This is a genomic window from Ktedonobacter robiniae (genome assembly GCF_016587375.1).
Lineage (GTDB): Bacteria > Chloroflexota > Ktedonobacteria > Ktedonobacterales > Ktedonobacteraceae > Ktedonobacter > Ktedonobacter robiniae.
Map to the genome: position 1 here is coordinate 2,124,235 of NZ_BNJG01000002.1, position 19,494 is coordinate 2,143,728.

The 19,494-nt window shown below is 52.9% G+C and carries 15 protein-coding genes and 2 pseudogenes; 9 read left to right on the forward strand and 8 right to left on the reverse strand.

What is annotated here, in order from left to right:
• Positions 1-109: 109 nt before the first annotated feature.
• The 3 genes from JMJ04_RS30180 to JMJ04_RS30190 all read left to right on the forward strand — a co-directional run bounded on the left by JMJ04_RS30180 (position 110) and on the right by JMJ04_RS30190 (position 2,451).
• A complete protein-coding gene (locus tag JMJ04_RS30180) occupies positions 110-772 on the forward strand; it encodes an NADPH-dependent F420 reductase (RefSeq protein WP_201374071.1) in 663 nt (220 codons plus the stop codon).
• 63 nt (positions 773-835) lie between these two features.
• Positions 836-1,816, forward strand: a complete 981-nt coding sequence (locus JMJ04_RS30185) for a quinone oxidoreductase family protein (RefSeq protein WP_201374072.1) — start codon at positions 836-838, stop codon at positions 1,814-1,816.
• A 305-nt stretch (positions 1,817-2,121) separates the two neighbouring features.
• Positions 2,122-2,451, forward strand: coding sequence for a transposase (locus JMJ04_RS30190; protein ID WP_201374073.1), 330 nt, complete (start codon positions 2,122-2,124; stop codon positions 2,449-2,451).
• Positions 2,452-3,166: 715 nt separating this feature from the next.
• Here JMJ04_RS30190 and JMJ04_RS30195 read toward each other — a convergent pair.
• The 4 genes and pseudogenes from JMJ04_RS30195 to JMJ04_RS30210 form a co-directional block, all read right to left on the reverse strand.
• Entirely contained in the window at positions 3,167-4,447 is a 1,281-nt protein-coding gene (locus tag JMJ04_RS30195) for an MFS transporter (protein WP_201374074.1), read from the reverse strand.
• A 204-nt stretch (positions 4,448-4,651) separates the two neighbouring features.
• Positions 4,652-5,805, reverse strand: a pseudogene (locus JMJ04_RS30200) (IS3 family transposase).
• A gap of 229 nt (positions 5,806-6,034) precedes the next feature.
• Positions 6,035-7,333 carry an RNA-guided endonuclease InsQ/TnpB family protein gene (locus JMJ04_RS30205; RefSeq protein ID WP_201373110.1) on the reverse strand — a complete coding sequence of 433 codons (1,299 nt, stop codon included), beginning with the start codon at positions 7,331-7,333 and terminating at the stop codon, positions 6,035-6,037.
• On the reverse strand, positions 7,320-7,907 hold the full coding sequence (locus tag JMJ04_RS30210; protein WP_201373111.1) for an IS607 family transposase: 588 nt from the start codon (positions 7,905-7,907) through the stop codon (positions 7,320-7,322). The genes JMJ04_RS30205 and JMJ04_RS30210 overlap by 14 nt, the downstream gene beginning before the upstream one ends.
• Positions 7,908-8,975: 1,068 nt before the next feature.
• Here JMJ04_RS30210 and JMJ04_RS30215 point away from each other — a divergent pair.
• From JMJ04_RS30215 to JMJ04_RS30235, 5 genes are all read left to right on the forward strand, one after another.
• Entirely contained in the window at positions 8,976-9,917 is a 942-nt protein-coding gene (locus JMJ04_RS30215; RefSeq protein ID WP_268887388.1) for a metallophosphoesterase family protein, read from the forward strand.
• 176 nt (positions 9,918-10,093) lie between these two features.
• On the forward strand, positions 10,094-11,212 hold the full coding sequence (locus JMJ04_RS30220; protein ID WP_201374076.1) for a tyrosine-type recombinase/integrase: 1,119 nt from the start codon (positions 10,094-10,096) through the stop codon (positions 11,210-11,212).
• Positions 11,202-13,286 (forward strand): tyrosine-type recombinase/integrase, encoded by a 2,085-nt coding sequence (locus JMJ04_RS30225; RefSeq protein ID WP_201374077.1) that lies wholly within the window; start codon positions 11,202-11,204, stop codon positions 13,284-13,286. Before JMJ04_RS30220 ends, JMJ04_RS30225 begins: the two co-directional genes overlap by 11 nt.
• 35 nt (positions 13,287-13,321) lie before the next feature.
• The gene (locus JMJ04_RS30230; protein WP_201374078.1) at positions 13,322-13,747 is read left to right on the forward strand and encodes a hypothetical protein; all 426 of its coding nucleotides are present in this window, start codon (positions 13,322-13,324) and stop codon (positions 13,745-13,747) included.
• 337 nt (positions 13,748-14,084) lie between these two features.
• A complete protein-coding gene (locus tag JMJ04_RS30235; RefSeq protein ID WP_236038521.1) occupies positions 14,085-14,705 on the forward strand; it encodes a GNAT family N-acetyltransferase in 621 nt (206 codons plus the stop codon).
• A 230-nt stretch (positions 14,706-14,935) separates the two neighbouring features.
• Here the strand turns inward: JMJ04_RS30235 and JMJ04_RS30240 are convergent, their stop codons facing one another.
• The 4 genes from JMJ04_RS30240 to JMJ04_RS30255 form a co-directional block, all read right to left on the reverse strand.
• Positions 14,936-15,415 (reverse strand): DinB family protein, encoded by a 480-nt coding sequence (locus JMJ04_RS30240; RefSeq protein ID WP_201374079.1) that lies wholly within the window; start codon positions 15,413-15,415, stop codon positions 14,936-14,938.
• Between the two features lie 243 nt (positions 15,416-15,658).
• Entirely contained in the window at positions 15,659-15,862 is a 204-nt protein-coding gene (locus JMJ04_RS30245) for a hypothetical protein (RefSeq protein ID WP_201374080.1), read from the reverse strand.
• Positions 15,849-16,082: a helix-turn-helix domain-containing protein gene (locus JMJ04_RS30250; protein WP_201374081.1), complete on the reverse strand. Its 234-nt coding sequence runs from the start codon at positions 16,080-16,082 to the stop codon at positions 15,849-15,851. Before JMJ04_RS30250 ends, JMJ04_RS30245 begins: the two co-directional genes overlap by 14 nt.
• Positions 16,083-16,247: 165 nt before the next feature.
• Positions 16,248-17,567: an FAD-dependent oxidoreductase gene (locus JMJ04_RS30255; protein WP_201374082.1), complete on the reverse strand. Its 1,320-nt coding sequence runs from the start codon at positions 17,565-17,567 to the stop codon at positions 16,248-16,250.
• Between the two features lie 190 nt (positions 17,568-17,757).
• Between JMJ04_RS30255 and JMJ04_RS30260 the strand changes: the two are divergent.
• Positions 17,758-18,906: pseudogene (locus JMJ04_RS30260) on the forward strand (tyrosine-type recombinase/integrase).
• Positions 18,907-19,494 lie beyond the last annotated feature (588 nt).

Here is a 19,494-nt window from a genome sequence, read left to right on the forward strand (position 1 = left end):
TACCATTGGAGGGTAACAGCTCTCTCCAATGGGGAGAGCTTTGAGAAAAGAGTGGTACTCTTCTGCGTCTGAGGCGATGGAGAAGAGCGAGAAGAAAGAAAAGAGAACTATGCCGGAACGACGTATTGCTATCCTGGGTGCAGGACCTGTGGGGAGTACTCTGGGCCACAAATGGGCCAGAGCTGGACACACCGTTGCCTTTGGCGTCAAAGATCCGTCATCGGAGCGAGCACAAAGCTTGCGAGCGCATTTAGGAGAGCATGTGCTGATCGGCTCCCCAGCAGATGCTCTGGCAATGAGTGATATTGCCGTGCTTGCAGTGCCAGGGGAGGTGGTCGAGGAACTTATTATCACCCATGCTCACCTGTTGGATCATAAAATTGTCATTGAAGCAGCTAATAAACTCCCACACATTCAAAAAACGTTGTCCACCAAAAAATGGGCTGATCATGAGCCGCTGACCAGTCTGAGCACCCTTCAAGCTCATGCTCCTCATGCTCAGGTCTACCGGGCCTTCAACTCCTACGGGTGGGAGCCGTTTGCCGATCCATTCTATCAGGGTGTGCAGGCTGATTTGTTCTACTGCGGTCCTGAAGGTGAGACACAGACTGTAGTTGAGCAGCTCATTACCGAGGTCGGTCTGGGCCCGGTGCGACTGGGTGATGTGGATCAGGTCGAAGTGGTAGACGATGTCTTACGGCTCTGGGTGACTCTTGCACTTCTCCAGGGCAAGGGACGCGATCAAGTTGCCTTGAAGGTGCTGACCCGTTAGCTCTGAACAGCAATTCGCTGAAGAGCCTGGCAAAGAAAGAGGAAGAAAAGGAGAGAGACATTTATGAAAGCAGTAGTGGTACCTCGCTTCGGCGGGCCAGAGGTGCTTGAAACTCGCGATATGCCCATTCAAGAGCCAGGATCGGGACAGATCTTGATCCAGGTGGCCTATGCAGGGGTGAACAATACCGATCTGTGGTCTCGCCAGGGACGTCATCGCCCAGTCTTGCCCTTTATTCCTGGCTATGAGGTTGCCGGGACGATTCGAGCATTGGGAGAAGGGGTGGAAGGATTTCATGTGGGGCAGGACGTTTCAGCTCTCACCGTCGGCGGTGGCTACGCGGAGTTTGTGCTAGCACAAGCCGCCCTCACCTTCCCTTTGGATACGTTCGCAAGCAAGATCGATTTGCAACAGGCCGCTGTCTTCCCGACCGTAGCCCTCACGGCCTATGGGATGCTTACTCAAGTGGCCAGGATGCGTAAGGGAGAGAGCGTACTGATTCATTCGGCTTCAGGTGGGGTGGGCATGGCAGCAGGGCAAATTGCGCGTGCCTTGGGAGCGCAGCTCGTGCTGGGCACTGTCGGTAACGAAAAGCATGCCGCCTCCGCGCGCTCATTTGGATACGACCAGATCTTCCAGGTCAATGGGTTCGAGCAGGCCGTGATGGAAGCGACGGATGGCAAGGGAATCGACATCGTGCTCGATGCACGCGGAGAGCCGACACGCAGTCAGAGTCTGAGCGTGCTTGCTCCCCTTGGTCGTCTCGTGGTCTTTGGGGATGCCAGCGGAAATCCCGAAAAGCCGATTTCCCCCAACGAACTGTGGCGCTCGAACAAGGCGGTGGTTGGCTACAGCATCACCACGCTGAGTCAGACCACACCGCATCTGCTCGCCACAATGGCCGGGCAAACCCTTCAACTCATGGCAGAGGGTGCTCTCAAACTTGCCATTTCCGAGACACTCCCCCTGGAGCAAGCAGCAGAGGCACATCGACGCATCGAAGCACGCTCCCATGTTGGCAAATTGCTGTTGCAGGTACAATAGCAAACGAGCGCGCAGTGGCCGACTTCTGTCGGTCTCCGTACCGAGAGGAGGCGATCTCATGCTTCTTCTTGCACTGCCTCTCGAACCTGTGGCGATTGGAGTTCCTCAAGGGAACACGCAGATTCGGCAAGAGAGCATGGGAAGCCGAGAGATCCCTGCCAGGTTTCCTTCGCAGGGATCTCTTTTTCTCATAAGGAAAGATGTTCACGGTACGCGCGAGTCTTCTGGCGCGCCTTGGGAGCAAACCAACCATACATATATCTTACAGATTGCCCATATTGACACAAGGAGAATACTCTCGTATTATGACGCGTTCTTCGGTAACCATCCAGATTACTCCAGAACCCTCGCCCTCGACTCCTTCCTGGATGGGAGAAGTGGCGGCCTTACGAGGACGGGCACAAATGGATCGCCATGGGCGAGGCGGCCTGCGTCAACTGCTATATATGTGTGCCTTGGTCTCTATGCGGTGGGACCCCCACATGCGTACCTGGGCGCAGCAACTCAAAGCCCGTGGCAAGCCAAACAAGGTTGTACTCGTGGCAGTCATGCGCAAACTCGCCCACATTATCTACGGCGTGTGGAAACATGCAAGCGAGTATGATGCCCACCTCGCGTTTCCGGCAGCGGTCTAGCAAAAGTTGGTTGCGGGGACGAATACGCCCTTATACGCTACGCTCAACGATTTTCTCTTCATGAGCCAAAAAATAGGTGTTCTTTGACCAAGGCCGTGGTGTGCCTTTTTTGGGCAAGAGAGGGTACCAATGCTTGAGAGAAATTCTTCCCAACCTTTCAGTCTCCGGATTGGCTGCCCATTTTAGAGGCACTCTCCCTTGACAAACAAGACGGTATCTGCGTGCTGCTGGCCAAAAACAGTCTTCTCGCCAGCGCAACAATGGGTGGTTCCTGCACTCACCCGGATCAGTCTCGTGGTCTGGCTCATAGGCACAATTTGCGCGCGATTTCTAGATCGAAGCCTCCATCTCTATTCTACTCTTTTTTCTCCTGGGTGGTGTAACCCTACATGAGCGTCTCGTGGGTAAATAAGGCGAAATCCGCAACAATTTTGAGGTAAACGTGAAATAATCGGCGCGAATTGTAGGAATTTACCAAGGAGCATCTAGCGAAGCCGCTTCTCATCTGAGGTATCAGCAAAAATTGTTGTAAATAACGTGAGGCTTGTGGAGCAATCATTCCAAGAGAGACGTCCTCGACATTCACAGAATACCGAGAACGTTGTAGCAGACATCAAGCGTACAAGCAAGGCTCAACGGTACCTGGCGCTTCCGTGAGGAGTTGCTGCACCTGGCGAAGCAAACGATCTCACTCAAAGGGATCTTTCACTCTCCCCTACTCCATACGACGGTTGGCGGGTATGATCAAGGCAATGAGCGCAAGCAAGATGTTTCCTGAACCAGCGACAAGGAAGACGATGCTGGGGCCAAAGCGATCAGTTGCTACGCCAGTGAGGGCATACCCCAAAGGGAGAAGGCTCCAGGCCCCAAGCTGATCAATGCTTGAAACACGTCCAAGCAATTCCTTCGGCACAAGCTCTTGCATGAGTGTGACCCAAATGATACCGAACGTTCCCAGTCCAAAGCCGACCGTCGTATTTGCAAAGATAGCAAGCCATGGCGCATAGGCTTGGGGAATGGAGAGACCCAGGAGAAGTTCAGCACAACTCGCCAGTGCGACTGCACCATACATCATTGTCCCCCGTTTGGGGATGTGCCGTAGCTGCCCCAGAAGAAGCGAAGCCAGAATGGAACCGAGCGCCAAGGCCATGCCCAAGACTCCAAAGAGCCAGATATCGGCATGGTATGCCGTCTGAACGAGCTTAGGAAGCGCCACCTCAAGAGGACCTGAGAAAAAGATGTTGCCTAACGTCGCGAGAGGAAGCCCAATGAAAAACCAGGGGGAGTGAACGACGAAGCGCCATCCCTCGTGCAGGTCATCGAGAATACCTTTTAGCGGAGGGGTCGCGCTTGTTTTCTCCAGGGAATCCTTTGCTGCCTCTCTCTGCGAAGAGACAACCAGCGGGCGCATAGCGAAGAGACAACCAGCCGAGAACACAAATGAAAGACCATCAAAGGCGAATGCTCCCATTGGACCAACCAACGCGACAATGCCAGCGCCAAGAGCTGGTCCCAGCAAGGTACTGATATCCCGACTAAACGCCGTGAGTGCATTAGCAGAGGCAAGGTGATCGTGCTCCACTACTTGTGGAGTCAGAGAGCGATAGGCAGGGTGAAAGAAGCCTGCTGCGACACCAAAGAGGAGCGAGAGCGCGATCAAGTGCCAAAATTGGAGCACATGGAGCCAACCAAGCAAGGTGATAAGCAGAACAATTGCCCCGCGTCCAACATCGGAGAAAAGCAGGATACGCAGGCGTGGGAGTCGGTCGGCAGCGACTCCACCCAGAAGCAAGAAAATGAGTCGAGGCAGCATTTCCGCCATGACCACCAGCCCCATAGCTGTGGCGGAACCTGTTAAGAGCAACACTTCCCATGCTAAAGCAATGGTGAAAGCGCCATCTCCAAGTGAAGAGCAGGTCTGCCCCAACCAGAGCAGAGCGAAGGACCGATTCTGAAGTGAGCGCAGGACAGATAAGCGATGAATCAGAGTAGGCACGATCATTCTCTCCTTAGTGAAATACCTTCAAAAAACGTAGAGTGTGTATCGGAGAGAAGAAGGGGGACGCAATGCTGAAACAGAGCATCTCAATGCAATGATGAAGGTGAAGTGTCAGGAAAAGATGGGAACGTCAGGTAGCGTCAAGGAACAGGCGAAAGGAGACCTCTGGAGTGAACCCCTTTTGCCGGACACACGAGGAAGTCAACTTCTGGCCACAGAGGCATAGGCTTCCTCAAACTCAGCAGGCGGAAGATACCCCAAGCTAGAATGCAAGCGCTTGGTATTGTACACCTGCTCGATGAATTCCTGTAAATTGGCTTCTGCATCGGCAAATGACTCGTACTCTTTGAGATACACTTCCTCCATTTTTAACGTCTTAAAGAAACTTTCGGCTTTGGCATTGTCGTACGGATTCCCCACGGCCGACATACTGATGTGCGCGCCAATCGCCTGTAACTGCTCCACATAGTCGTGACTCGCATATTGGACGCCACGATCGCTGTGATGGATCAAGCCGGGAGCTGGGTGGCGTTCGGCAATGGCCTGGTTCAAGGCGGCCAGGGTCAACTGAGTCGTCATCTCCCGTGAGAGGAACCACCCCACGCACCGGCGTGAGAACGCATCCAGGATACAAGCCAGGTACACAAAAGCTCCCCGCAGGCGGATGTACGTGAGATCAGCCACCCACGCCTGATCGGGTGCCGTCAGTACCCGATCGGCTAACACATTGGGATAGACCGGGAACCTATGCCGCGAGTCGGTCGTCGCAACCACAAATCGTTTTTTCAGATGACACAACAAGGATTCTTCCCGCATGATCCGCAAGACGCGTTTATGATTGACCTTCCAACCTGCTCGTGCCAGAGCACAAGTGACGCGACGATAGCCATAGCCGGGAAACTCCAAAATGATTCGCTCAATGTGATCGCGCAGCTCCGTTTCTCTCTCATCTCCCTGTTCGAGCTTGGCTTCATAGTACCAACTGCGACTCACGGAGAACCATTCACACAGCCGTAGCACCGAGAGTTCCGGGTGGTCTTGATGAGCCTGTTGGATCATGGCGTGACGCTCCCCAACCCTCTGCTCTGCAAGGCTTTTTTTAACACCTGATTCTCCAACGCCAATTGTCCACAAAAACGCTCTAATTCGGCTACCCGTGAGGCTTCAGTGGCCGGTCCTGACTCGGTGGACAAAAAGGCCAACTCTCCGCGCTCCTGATACTCCTTGCGCCACCGCGAGAGAACACTTGCAGCCAGTCCATATTCGCGGCAGACTTGGGCTGGTCGCTTCTGGCCGGTACTCACCTGACGGACGACATCCAGTTTAAATTCTCGGCTGTGTTGTCGCTTGTGCATCGTTTCTTCTCCTTCGCGTCTTTCTCAGTGTACGATATTTTCGCGAAGTTGACTTCGATCACTGTCCGGGAAAATGGGTGCAGTCCACTCAAGAAGGCTTTTTCGTCTTTGCTTCTCTTCCGATGAACGCTACTTGCTCATGAACTGTTCTCTTCCTCAAAAAGGCAATGTGTTTCGCTATACGCTAGCGTTATTCACGCTTTCTAGAAGAAGTATAGTTCCGTCGTGACTAGCGAATCCTGACAGAGGCCAGGATTTTCTCGCGAGCGGGTTTGTGAGGGAATGACAGCCTCACGGGATGGACTACCGGCAGATGAACCCTGCGCTCCCCATCCTCTACTCCCTCCGACCCGAAGGCATCAGGAGCTGCTTTTCTGATGATGTTATAGGACCCGTTGCAATCGGCGTGAATGAGTTGGCCATTGGATGCCCGATAGAGCCTCCGTGTGATCCGTTTGCCGCTGAAAACAGGCGCATGCTCCTGGCTTTGCTGGTAGATCGGCAAAGGATCGCGATCCAGGAAACTGGCCTTGCTGGTGTAGCTTTCTTCGGTGAGGATCACCTGGATGCCTTTTTGCTCAGCTTTGTAGGTGAGCATCTGGATGAACTGGGTATGAGGCACCTGAACAAAGTTCTGATTTGTCCGTTTCCCCAGGTTGATCTCCTGTTTCCAGCCCACGTTGCGACCAATCACGAGCGTTCCGATCCCCTCAGCCACCAGCACATCAATCACAAAACGCGAGATGGTGTGCAGATCATGCTCAATCCGCCGATTGCGCCAGAGAGTCAAGCGCTCCATGCGCCGCGTGTTTCCAGGACGACCAAGAGCTTGTTGGAGTTCTGCTCGCCGCTTGTTGTAGAACTGATTCGTACTTTTCAGACCGCGCCCGTTAACGACGACCGGGACAAAACCCGGTTTATTTGAAGTTAGTGCGATCAGATTTTCCAGACCAGGATCGATGCCAGCGATGAGCGCGGGATCGACGGCGGAGCGGCTCGGCTCCTGTTCATAAATGATCTCAACGACGACAAAACCGTGTTTGGGAACCACACGGACCTGAGTGATCGCCTTGGGATCTTGTTGGGTTTTGATCTGGATGCCCAGTCCCGAAGGCTGAATGAGGTGTCGTCCAAGGGTCCGTTTGCTGCGGCTTACGGCCTGCATCGTGTAGATGAGTACGTTGCGGCCTGTCGTTTTGTGCTTGTATTTGGGGAATTGGGGGCGTCGGCGAAATTTTGAGGGATCGCGCTTGTAGGCATCGAGCGCTTCAAAGAAGGATTTCCAGTTGCGTTCGAGCAGCAGCAATACCTGTTGGGCCACTTTCGCAGGCAGTGCTTTGTACGCTTCATGCGACTGCATCCGCCGATCCATTTCATTGTAGTTGAGGTGTTTTCCCTCAAAGATGAAGGCCTGACGGATCTCATACAGCGCCGTATTGTAGAGATTTTTGGAAGCAAAACAGGCCGCGTCAAGCGTGGCATAGCGTGGATCACTCCGAAGAATGATGTGCTTTTCAACCAGGTGCACGGTCGGCCTCCAATTCCTGCACAAGACGCTCTGTTTTGCGTTTGGCACGCCGTTGCCCATAGAGCCGGGCGCAGAACGAGTACACGATGCTGGTGAGGTCTGAGAGCAGGTCTTCTGTGCCATTGTCGGCCTGATTGACGACCTCGATCTCACGCCCATAGGTTTGAAGCAGGGTCTCGATGTAACGGAACCCGAAGCGGGTACCCCGGTCCTTGTGTTCAATGACGATACGGCCCACACTTGGATCGGCCAAGAGAGCCAGAAACTTCGGCCGATTGTCATTGACGCCAGAGCTAATTTCCTTGACAACTTTGCCCACTTGATAGCCACGGGCAGCGCAGTAGGCAACCAACCGCTCAGCTTGACTGTCCAGGTTGGTCTTGTTTTCTGCGGAAGACACCCGCGTGTAGACCACGGTTTGAGGCTTCGATGAGGGGACTGACACCCTGATTGGCTCGTCGATGAGAATCGTGTGAGCCCCTACGCGCCGCCCCTGGATTTTCCCGTCCCGGAACCAACGCCAGGCTGTCTCATAGCGGACCCCTTGTTGTTTCGCGTAATCACTGAGTTTCATGCTCAAATCATACTATGCTACTCAATGATTGTCAAGAATTCGCTATACTTTCAAAGATCGGTTTCAATACCTGATGAGAAGCGGTTTCTCCAGATCTAGGGTGGCGAATTCCTACAATTCGCGCTGATTATTTCACGTTCACCTTAAAAATGTTGCGGATTTGAGCTTATTTACATGTGTCTGGTATCCGCTTTACTAGACAATGGAATAAGGAGTAGAAAGAGCCTGAATTGGTCTAAATTACCATCCATTGTTCCATGCAGGGGGCGCTTCTGCCTTTTTGAAAGGCCTTTCTCTCCTATTTCTGCACATTTTTGCTTCCCTTCCCTGCTGTTCTCTGCTAGACCGCGTGTACACAGGGTCGCCTCCTCCTGACTGGTCTGACACGACGGCAGTTGGATGGCATGCACCTGCATCCACGAGGAGACAGCCGTTTTTCGTTGAAGGCACATATGAAACAGAGATATTCACGCCTTGAAGACAACTATCCTCGTTCGGAACCCACTCTCCTCCCTGTCGGGCCAGGAAAATGGGGAGCAAAGGTCATTTCGTCAGTTCCTCTTCCTTAGAGGCTGGCTTCGACGGAAGGTCCGCGAGAACAGTTGTCCAGTTTCGCGGCATCGAAGGGTAGGCATCGGTACTGTTTCGGCCTACCGATGGGGGTGGCATCGCCCTGACTTGAGTTTAAACAATCCGGTCTTGACCATATACGACCTAGCTGGCCGACCTTTGGCTTGTAGTACTCAAGCTTCATCGGCCTTTTCGCATCATGCTACTGTCCACTCATTCCTTTCGGTTTGAGGTAAGATGCTGCTTTAGCCACATTCCTTCAGTGGCGCCATCCAGTGATGGCAGGGGACTTTAGACCTCGCTGGGCGCACACAACTGCCCCGTCTTCCCCCCAATCTTGTCGGGGGAAGAGTATTCTCCTGATCAGAGTACACCCACCAGGTCCGCGTGCAAATGTTATTACTCCAAACGATACCTATTAAAAGCGTGTATCTTTTTATTATTAGTAACGATAGAAAACATGTTCTGTGAATGTTAACGAGAGGAAAGAAACGTTTGATGGAGAGTATATCGCAAGCAAGGTCTGCTACGCCACTGCTTTCGTTTTGGGTGATTGGCGACATGCACTATTACGAAAACGAACCATGGAAGAAGCTGCATCTCCCTCGTATGGAGCAAATGTTTCATGACCTTCAGAGCATCTGGCGTGAAGAGGGCTATCCAGCCTTTTGCGTCTCGCCCGGGGATTTGATTGAGAATGGCGCCCCTGCTAACTACGCGCTGGCAAAGCGGGAAATCCTTTCCAACCTGGACCCGGTGCCGTTTTATCCAGGCATAGGTAATCATGAGTATTTTCCGACGGAACAAGGCGGGGCGTGGCATACGGCAGAGGAGTATAGCGCAGCCTGGGGGAGGCCGCTCTGCTATGCCTGGACGGTCGGTGACGTGGCCTGTATTATGCTTGAGCAGCCACAGGAGCAGTGGACAGTGGATGGAATGCCGCTGATACTGCTTTCACCGGAGGCATTGGCATTCCTAGATACGACGTTGATCGAGCATGCCAATCGCACGGCTATCATTTTTGCCCACTGCCCGCTGTACAATACCGTCCTGGATCGTGATCCAGAACGGAATCTCGATGATGATTCGCTGGCTCCCAATTTCTTCGTGAGCAATTCAGAGGAGGTGCGTACAATTCTGGCCCGTCATCACAAGGCGGCCCTCTATATCACTGGTCACACCCATTCGGGCTGGGGTTCGCCACGGCTTGTCTTTACAGAGAGCCTGGGCGCTCATGCAATCACGCATTTAAACGTCATGTCGCCCTGGTATACGGGCTTTACAGGACCGAAGTACAACCAGGAACACCAGGAATTGGAGTTCCTTAGAGATACCCCCGATGTGCAGGCAACCTTCTCCATCCAGATCTATTCTCACAAGATCCGCATCCGCGCACGCGACCATCAGGCGCAAAGCTGGCTGGCGGAGTGGGAGGTATAAGCCGTGTGCTACTGGCGTACGCGGCTACTGGCGGGATTTACTATCCATTTTCCGTGTTGAACACATTAGATGTTAGCTTGGATGATCGCCGAGATAAGATTCCAATTTTTTCGGATGCCCTCGGAACAGTTCCTTAACCAGAGGAGCTGACAGCCAGCACCATCTAGGAGCAGAATATGGATGAGCAAGTAGTACGCTGGGAATATTACCCACGCGTGGCCAACCATGCCGTTACTCGTGCCTTTGTCGAGCGCTTAGTCCTCAAGGGCAAACGCCCGAAAACCGTTGATGCCTACGCGCGCGCTATCGAAGATCTCCTCGCGTATTTTACCACCACTAACCCTGAACGTTTCCTGGAAGCTGATGAAGCTGATTTAGACAACTACATCACCAGCCTCAAACAGCGCGGGCCAAAGAAACGAGGACGAGGAGGGATGATCGACGATGAAACCAAGATTCGTTATCTTACTGGACGCAAACTTTCGGATAATACCATTGCCTTGCGCGTCGTGGCCTGCCGCCGTTTCTACGATTATCTGTTGCAGAAACGGCGGCGTTCTGATCCAGTCAATCCGATAGCACGAGGCAATGATGGCCGTGATGGTCGCCGCCCGGAGCGGGGGCCAGCAACCCCGAGGAAGCGGCTCCCCTGGGTGCCATCAGATGAGGTGTGGGAGCGTTTTGTCCAGCATGTTCTTTTGCAGGAGGATGCCCGCACCAAAGCCATGATTTTACTTGCCTACGATGCCGCACTACGGCGAGAGGAACTCATGTCCTTGCAGGTGGATGACATTGATTGGGCACGCGGCCTGGTCACCATCAGACCAGAGATCACCAAAGGCGGGCGGATGCGCTATGTCCCAGTCTCAGCCTGTGTTCTGCACCTGGTCCGTGACTACCTTGAAGGAAATCGTCGGGCGCTCATCGCCGCTTACGACGGCGACGACGCTGGCCTGATTTTTTTGTCTGAGTCCACGCGAAATCCTAGCCGCCCTCTCGCTGTAGGGGCTTTTGACGAAATCGTCGAACGGGTTCGTGAGAAAGTGGGCTTACCAGCACTCACCCCCCACACCTTACGTCATCAACGCTGCACTCTCCTCAAAAGAGCAGGGGTGAGTTTGGATGATATTGCCCTCTTTGCCGGCCACAGGAGCACAGAATCAAAGCGCCTGTATATTCATTTAGCTCCTAGCGAACTCAGTAAACGTATCCGAGAAAAGGTAGAACCGTTTGATGCACCTATCAAAGCACTGATTGAACAGGTGAGAAGCCAGGAGATACCTCATGATGAGTAATGCTCTTCCTGCCCAACACGCTACCAGAGATTGGACAATGCCTGTTGTCCCAGACAACTATGACAGAAGTGCGCTTACCGAGGACGAACGATGGGCGCTGGCCCAGTCAGCAATTCCCAACTTCCACTGGCAAAGCGCAACAGCGACGACAACAAAAAAGGTTCTGGCGCGCTTCGATCAGCCGATTATTGATGTGTTTTATCTCCGACGCCATGCAAAGCTCCCAGATGATCGCCTCCTTGCCCTGCTCTTTATGCGTCGTCAAATGCATCGCATGGGAAAGATGTTTTGGGATTGGGAGCAAAAGGAATGGATTGACCTTCTCTGCCCAACTTCAGCCTTGTTTTGCGCAAAGTATGGACAACGCGCCGGCCAAATTCGCACCACCGTGATAGACACGGCCTATCTCCTTGGAGGCGTGGCTGACCTCCGATTAGCAGGGATTAGCCAGGAGGCTTCAACAACGGCGAAAGTCTGCTTCGGGCACAAACTTTTGACAGCCCAATGCCACAGAATCATCGGCATGCTTGCAGGGAAGGGCTACATCGACAGCAAAACGACTTTTCAGGATGTGCGGTACGTTCTCAGTATGCTCTTTCTGCTCAAGCGTACTCCCTATCTAGAGGATATTTCTGAAGAATTACTCGACTCTATCGCCCTGGAGAGCGATCATAAGCGAATGGTCATTGGGAGAGTTCACAGCGTACTCCAGGATCTCAATATCCTCTCTCAGAGAGAAATACCAATCTCGTCCCATCGCTTTAATTCGAGCGGGATGGCACAAGATTGGTATGAGTGGGCCATGGCCTGGTTTGACCAGACCGTTGATCTGAGCCTGGGCACAAAAAAAGCGTTTCTTTTCCATATTCTGGTCACGGGCCGATGGCTTTCTGAACATGCTCCCCACATCCACATACCAGCGCAATGGACTGAAGACCTGGCGCTTCGTTTCAGAGCTGATATCTGTTCGTGGACAAATGGGCAATACGCAAGTGATAGCGCGCGGCACAAGCTTGCAAGCCAGGGGCTCCTGAACAAACCATTGGGACCACAGGCGATTTATCAGTATCTGACGGCGTTGCGGCGTTACTTCACCGATCTGAGTCGGCGATCATATACCGTCAGCGGAGTGCCAGCAGGCAAAATCAGGCTCGACTTTACCCCGAAGGAGGTTCTGGTTCCCCCCGACCCGATCAGACGAGCGCTCGATGCGGTCAATCCACGAGATATTGATTTACAGGTGTGGGCAAAACTGGCCATGGCAGCAGCGACCCTCACCCAAAGTGATCTCCCTCAGCGAGCAGCGTATCCCCTCAGTTTCTATCGAGCTTTAGGGCTGATATGGGCTGCTTCAGCATGTCGTACCAATGAGATTATTCGTCTTCGTCTCGATTGTCTTCGGAGCGACTGGGACCCAGACATGCGAGATGATGACGATCAGCCTGTCCCACGATTACCTTCCTCTCTTTCAGGCAAACCCGCATCACAAGAGCAGCAGGCAGCAGAGATTCCCAAAATTCATTATCTCCATATCCCTGCAGGGAAAAATCGAGGTCCATACTGGATCTGGGTTCCCGGCTATGTAGCTGATGCCATCAACGCCTGGAAACAGGAATGCCCTTGCCACCAGAAACAAGTCCTCGATGTGAAGGATCGTGAGAAAGTAGACTACCTCTTCTGTTACAAAAACGCACGAGTAGGGAGGTCATTTCTGAATCAATCGCTCATCCCTATTTTATGTGCTAAAGCCGGAGTAGACACTGAAGATGCCAAAGGGCGTATCACAGGGCATCGTGGCAGGAGCTCGTGTTTGACCCTGTTACGCAACAAGGGTGTCAGCCTTGATGATTTGGCCGAGTATGCAGGGCACGCAGATTCCAGGACCATTAGACGTTATGCCCGACAGGACCCGATATTGCTCCATCGTGTTGTTCGCGACGCAGACGACGTGAGCCGGATCGTCGAAGGGTGGTTGAGTTGGATGCAGCCGCCCAAGGATTACCCGCGCTCCGCTGGTTCATTGGCTATGATGTCGATGGTGAGCCGATGTACTGTGGAAACCAGGTCTATGTGACTTGTCCTCACCGACTGAGTTGTGAGCGTTGCGGGATGTTTATTGGAGGAACGAAAGCCAAACTCTTACATGAAGGGCAAAATACCCTGCCAGTTTCGTCGAAAGTTCCAATGACACCACTCGAAACATGCATCGTGAAAGGCGATGCGAAAGGAGCAAAAGAGTGTCAGATGGTTTTGCAACATGTGCCTGCACCTGAAACGCCGGATATCAAGCTCATCTTCAACCCTGAAGGATTAAGCAACGCCGAGTTAGACAAACTGGCAGGACTGGCCACACCTTCAGCATTAGAAAAGTTACACCAGGCACTTGATACTCATGAGAAGAAATTAGCAGACATGCAGCAGCAGCACAAAACCGGTCGTAATGCTCTTGTAAATGCGCAGAAAAAACGAATTGCGTTTATCCAAGAATTGATCACTAAGAGTGGGCAATGCCAGCAAAAGCAGGAAAGCAATTGAGGAAAAATGCCGCCAGACTCGGTTTGTCTCTGCGGTTGATTGTAAATCCCAAGATTATTCTGGCGAAAATCCCATAATTGTCCTGATGAACAAGTTGTTCAGGGGAGCTTGCCCACCAGGATAATTACTGGAAAAGGAGGCCAGTTGTATGTTATGTTGGTATTTACACATGAAAACCTCATCAGGAGTGGTGCGCCAACAACGCATGGCGTTTCAAATCTGGCTATGAGCCGAATACTGTTGGGATTTACATAGAGAGTTGCAACAGGGTGATAGAGTATGTCTAGTACTCAACGGGCAATTATATCAATTCATCATTGGGCAAAGGGAGGAACACATGGAAGAACGAGACGCGCCAAAGGTCGGTGAATGTTCCTTTATCGGTAGGCAGGCCGTGGGCGGGAAACCCGCCCACACGGAATCGAAGGAAGACAAGGGAACCGGGTTGGAATCGACACCACGCCTCCAACTCCTCATGCCAGACCTTCAGTTGCTCCGCCTCGATCACGCGCCAGCCCTGCTTGCGTTCGAGCGGGAGAATCGGGCCTACTTCGCGGCGTCGATACCGGATCGGGGGGACGAGTTCTTCGCCGAGTTCGACACGCGGCTTGCGCAACTGCTCGAGTGGCAGGCCGCTGGGGCGGATTACCTCCACTTGCTGGTGACCGAGCGCGGCGAGGTGGTGGGGCGGGTGAACCTGGTTGAAGTGGCAGATGGGTCGGCGGAACTGGGGTACCGGATCGCGCGGAAGGCCGCGGGGTTGGGACTGGCCACAGCGGCGGTGCGCAAGGTGCGTGAGCTCGCCGTCACAAAGTACGGACTCACTAGGTTGCGCGCGAGAGTCACGCTGGACAATCCGGCCTCGCGCAAGGTGCTTGAACACAACGGATTCGTCGCCGTCGATGAGCTAACGCTCAACGGCAAGCCAGCCATGTCCTACATCTGCGAACTTCGGTGACGCAATGCACTCGTGTAAATCCCAACACTATTCTGGCCGCTTTTCCAATAATTGTCCCAGGTTGGGTAAGCTCCCCTGAACAACTTGTTCACCAGGATAATTATGGGATTTTCGCCAGAATACTGTTGGGATTTACACCTGTAAAACACGTATCAGATTGCAGTTGACAACTGAAAATCATCCTATATAATCGGCAGTTCGTTTGAGTTGAAATGAAGCTCTCCCTTCTGTCAAGGCAGGATCGCACTCTTTAGTTGTCTTGCAATCTGTGCGGCGTGAAGAGCGTCATGAGAAACCATATGCAGGGTATGGCTGCTGATGGTAATAGTGCCCTGTTCTTCGTGCTGCCCAGTGCGCTCCCACTCCTGTGGTGAGAACTGCGCCAGTTCAGTCACATGTTGTGCGCGGAAGCGATTGAAGGCAGCCAGGGCCTCACGCAAGGAAGCCTCAGCGTAGTTGCGTTCTCTCGCCCACAGGTCCTGGTCGTAGGCAACGCTCACCCGGTGAGCGTTGTCCCGCATGAGGCGCATACGGGAGAGCGCTTGCTCTTCAGCGTCTCGCAGGTGACAGATGACCTCAACGATCGACCATCCCTCGTCACCACCCCGTGCCGTAGTAGCTTGCTCTTGCGTGCAGCCATCCAGCAGTGCCTCCAATATCTCATGTGTTGCTCGTAGAGCATTCAACAAATCTTGTGCAATGTTGTGCATGTCTTTACTCCGTAGATAGAGCGTTTCGTGCTACTTGAGTAGATTCACCAATCAGTCTGAACTGAGATGAGAGCATCTGCTGATCTACATGATCAGTTTGGAGGCAGTCAGGTGGATACCTCTCAAGAGGAAACAGCATGATCTCGTCGCATCTCAACAAGCGCTGAGTATAGCAGAACGAGAGCGCAAGCGTACCGTCCTTCCGAACGATGTGCTTGCACTCTCGTTCTGCTATACTAGTAGTCAGTCCAGTTTGTTATTGATGGCAGGATAGAGATCATGGAGCGTGTCACGAGCATCATTGCAGGTAAACCGCCAGGAAATGGTACAACGCTGAGCATTGCGCTCTACCTGCACGGCTGCGATGCGCTGACGTAACTCCTGCATAGTTTGCACACGATGCGAGAGACAGACACGAGCAAAAATACCAATCTCAATTTCCGCCATATGAAGCCAACTTGCATGTTTGGGTGTGGAGTGAAACTATGGAAGTATTGCGGCTGATGCCGAAGGTCTCGCAAATCTGCTGGTCCGTCCAGCCATCGGCCGCTTTGAGCAAGGCGTGCGCTCGAGTAAATGTTCTTGCATTGGCTTTGCCTGCATGGATGAACGTTTGCAGTGAAGCGCGATCTGAGTCCGTCAACACGACAGGGATGGGATGTTTCATCGCAAACTCCTGATTTTTCCATCAGTATCTCATCCCTGTCAATTCCAATTTGGACTAACTACTAGAAGACCCACCTGTATCCGAAACATGTAGACGTCATTTGTGTAGGACATCAACTACTGTGGGCGAGTATCATATCGATTAGTAGTTGGGATTATCCGCTCGCTACTTTCGTGCAGCCAAGACTTTTGCAACAATCCCTGGATGGAGAAGAGCAAATGGAGAGCGAAGCATGTGCAGCACCTCCAGAAAGACCAAAAGATCCTTTTGGTCTTTCGTCAGCAAGTCAAAAATGCGGTCTACATACTGGTCTGCAAGCCCTTGTTTCGCCTTTGCTGGTGCGTCACCGGATGAAGCCAATATCCATGGTGTCCGAATGGTGCGAGCCACCTGGCGCTGGAAGGCGCGGGAGAAGCCTTCCTGCCGCTTCTTTGTCCTGTATTGCTTGAGGTAAGTATCAAGGATGAGTGCTTCGAGTACAGCGATCGTCATGCCTTGCCCATAGACAGGATTGAGTGTGCACGCCGCATCTCCCATAATGACGAGGTTGCCAGGGAAACGCTTCAGGCGCTCAAAATGGCGGAGACGGTTCTCTGTCCGACGATAACCATAAATCGGTGAGAGGGGCTTCGCATCTTTGATCGCCTCATAGATTATGGGATCTGGAAGCTTTTGGGCAAATGCGCGATACTCCTCCTCGTTGGTTGAGGGATACTCCTCTCGGGTTCCTGAGAACCCGACCATCCAGCGTTCGCCTTCCACTCGCATCAGAATACCGCCCCGGCGTGTATTGTCTCTCGCCTGGATAGCAATAATGCCTGTCCACTCTGCTTGAAAGTTTATCGGGGGCTCGTAGACCTGGGTTGCATAGCCGATGTGCGCATCTACTATAGTTTCTTGTGGAGGCTCATATCCAAGTTCTTCCAACCATTGGACTGCACGCGAAGCAGCACCGCTTGCATCCACTACCAAAGCGCCTTCAAGCTCGTGAATATCGCCTTTGGTAGGCCCTCTTTTGCGAAATTGAACACCACGTATGGTGTTGGGCTGCTGGCCAGGAAGAAGATGTATAACCTCTACACCCTCGAGAATATGTACCTGGCTGAGCGCTTGCACATAGTGTCGGATCTGCCATTCCAGTAGTATGCGAGAACAGTTCCATCCCCGCAACAGAGGTGGAATTTGTAGACACCGGCGCCCTTTGTAAATGTACAGGCTTTTGTGCCCATACAGTTGTTCCACTGCTCCTTGAGCATAGAGTTTTGCTGGGATACCAGGGAATAGTGACTCAAGGAGTTGCTGCCCTTTGAGCAGCATCGTATGTACCTGGCGGCCCTGGGGAACGCCTGGACGAAACACTGGTGTTTCCGGGTAGTGATCTCGTTCCAGAATCGTAACGTGATCGAAATGGTTGGTCAGTACGCGGGCAGCAACAAGGCCTGCAATACCACCACCGATGACGATAGCGTGTGTCTTCTGCTTCATGCTTTCTATATTCCGCCTTTAAAATGCTTATAAGAGATGTTCAGAGAGAGGTGTATCGGTATGAGCACTTGCAAAATAGTCGAGAAGCAACCGATGAAAAAACATAATATGTAGACACTTGTAGCCAAGCAGAGCATTTGTTCGTGCAATATAAAGAGCAGATGTGTCACTTAGAAGGAGCAAGTGATCTATGCGAGTACAACGGAACCAGCTGAGCAGCGAAAACGACATTTCCTACACACTTCTCGACGAGAACGATCACCCCGTCCCCGTGGTTTCTGACTTCCTGCGGCATCTGGGCGCCCGCGGCTTCTCACCCAATACGCTTTCGGCCTACGCATACGATTTGCTGCATTTCATGACCTTTCTCAAGGAGCGACACCTGACTTACGAGGAGTTCAACCCACCACACGCCATCGCATTCCTGGAATATCTACGTACGCTCCCGAGCCGCACCCAAGTGCGACGCCTGGGCCTGGTACTCTCGACCACAACAAGCGAGGGCTTTTCCTCCACTCGCCTATCGCCTGCAACGGTGAACCGGGCCATCGCGACCGTTTCCTCCTTTTACGAATATTTGATCCTTTCAGGCCAGTTCTCCGAACGAGAGAACCCCATTCAACAGGTTGCTGACCCAGTTCTGGCCAGGGTTTCTGAACGGCATCGCCCTTTCATGGGGCATGCCAGTCGTCAACGCCCTATCCGACGAGCCGTTCGGGTTAAAACCGTGCGGCGGGTGCCGCGCCCGATGGATGACAATCCCATCGACCAGTTGCTGGATTCGCTCAAGCTCCGACGCGACAAGGCGATGTTGCTCTTAATGCTCCATGGAGGCTTGCGACCGGGTGAAGTCCTCTCGCTGCACTTGGAGGATCTCCAGTGTGGAAGGAGGCGCGTGATCATTCGCTATCGCACCGACCATCCCAAGCGCGCCAGGACGAAATCCCGCATGGAGCGCGTGGTCGATCTTCTCCAGCCCGAGACGCTCCAGGCCGTGAGCGATTACGTCATGTTCGAACGTCCGATAGATACGGAGAGCCCCTACGTTTTTCTTGTGGGTAGTCGGGGAAAACGACGCACAGAACCCTTGGGGTACCATGCTTTGGTGAAGCTCTTCGAGCGTCATTGCGAGCGTCTTGGTATCCGCACGCCCTAGGTCACCCCGCACGCGCTACGCCATACGCACGCAACGCGTATGTGGGAGCAGGGTATGCGAGAACTGACGCTGCAGAAACGTCTCGGGCACGCGTCTCCTGAGTCAACACGTCTCTACACGGCTGTGTCCGACCCTCAGATGGTGGAGGAGTACCGCCGAGCCCTTGGGGAGGAGCACCAATGACCAAACCAACAGTTCTCGGGACAACTCCCATTCCTTCATGCCATCATGCCAGTGATGAGGAGTACACACAATTTTTGGACAGTGGCGCGACTGGTCCCACCTACAGAAATGAGCTCCGTCAACATCGAAAGCACTTTGTGGCACGCTTTCCGGATCTGCGTACCTGGTTTTTCATGCCGCTTGCTGAGCGATTTGAAAGTCTTGGGCATGCCAACGCAGAAACGGGAAATCATCACTCATCAAGCGTCTTCGTCCATGTGCATCACTACCTAAAGTTTCTGGCTTTGCGGGGCTATGCTCCACTGGATTGGGATTGGCTCATTGCCATCTCGCCTCTCTATCTGGGCAAGATACTTGAACATCCTCTCTTCGCTTCAAATGCTTCAACACTGATTGAAGAAGCAGTCGCTCTGGGATATGAACCAGCAGTGGCTCATCAAACCCTCCTGTGGAGTATTTTCCGCATTTTTTTGCACAAAGGTATTACCCAGGTTGAGCAGATTACCATGGCTGATCTGACGGAGTGTGTTCAAGCGCTGGATCACTTCGGAACCAGACGAGATGTCGCTCGCTTTTTTTGCTCAGAGG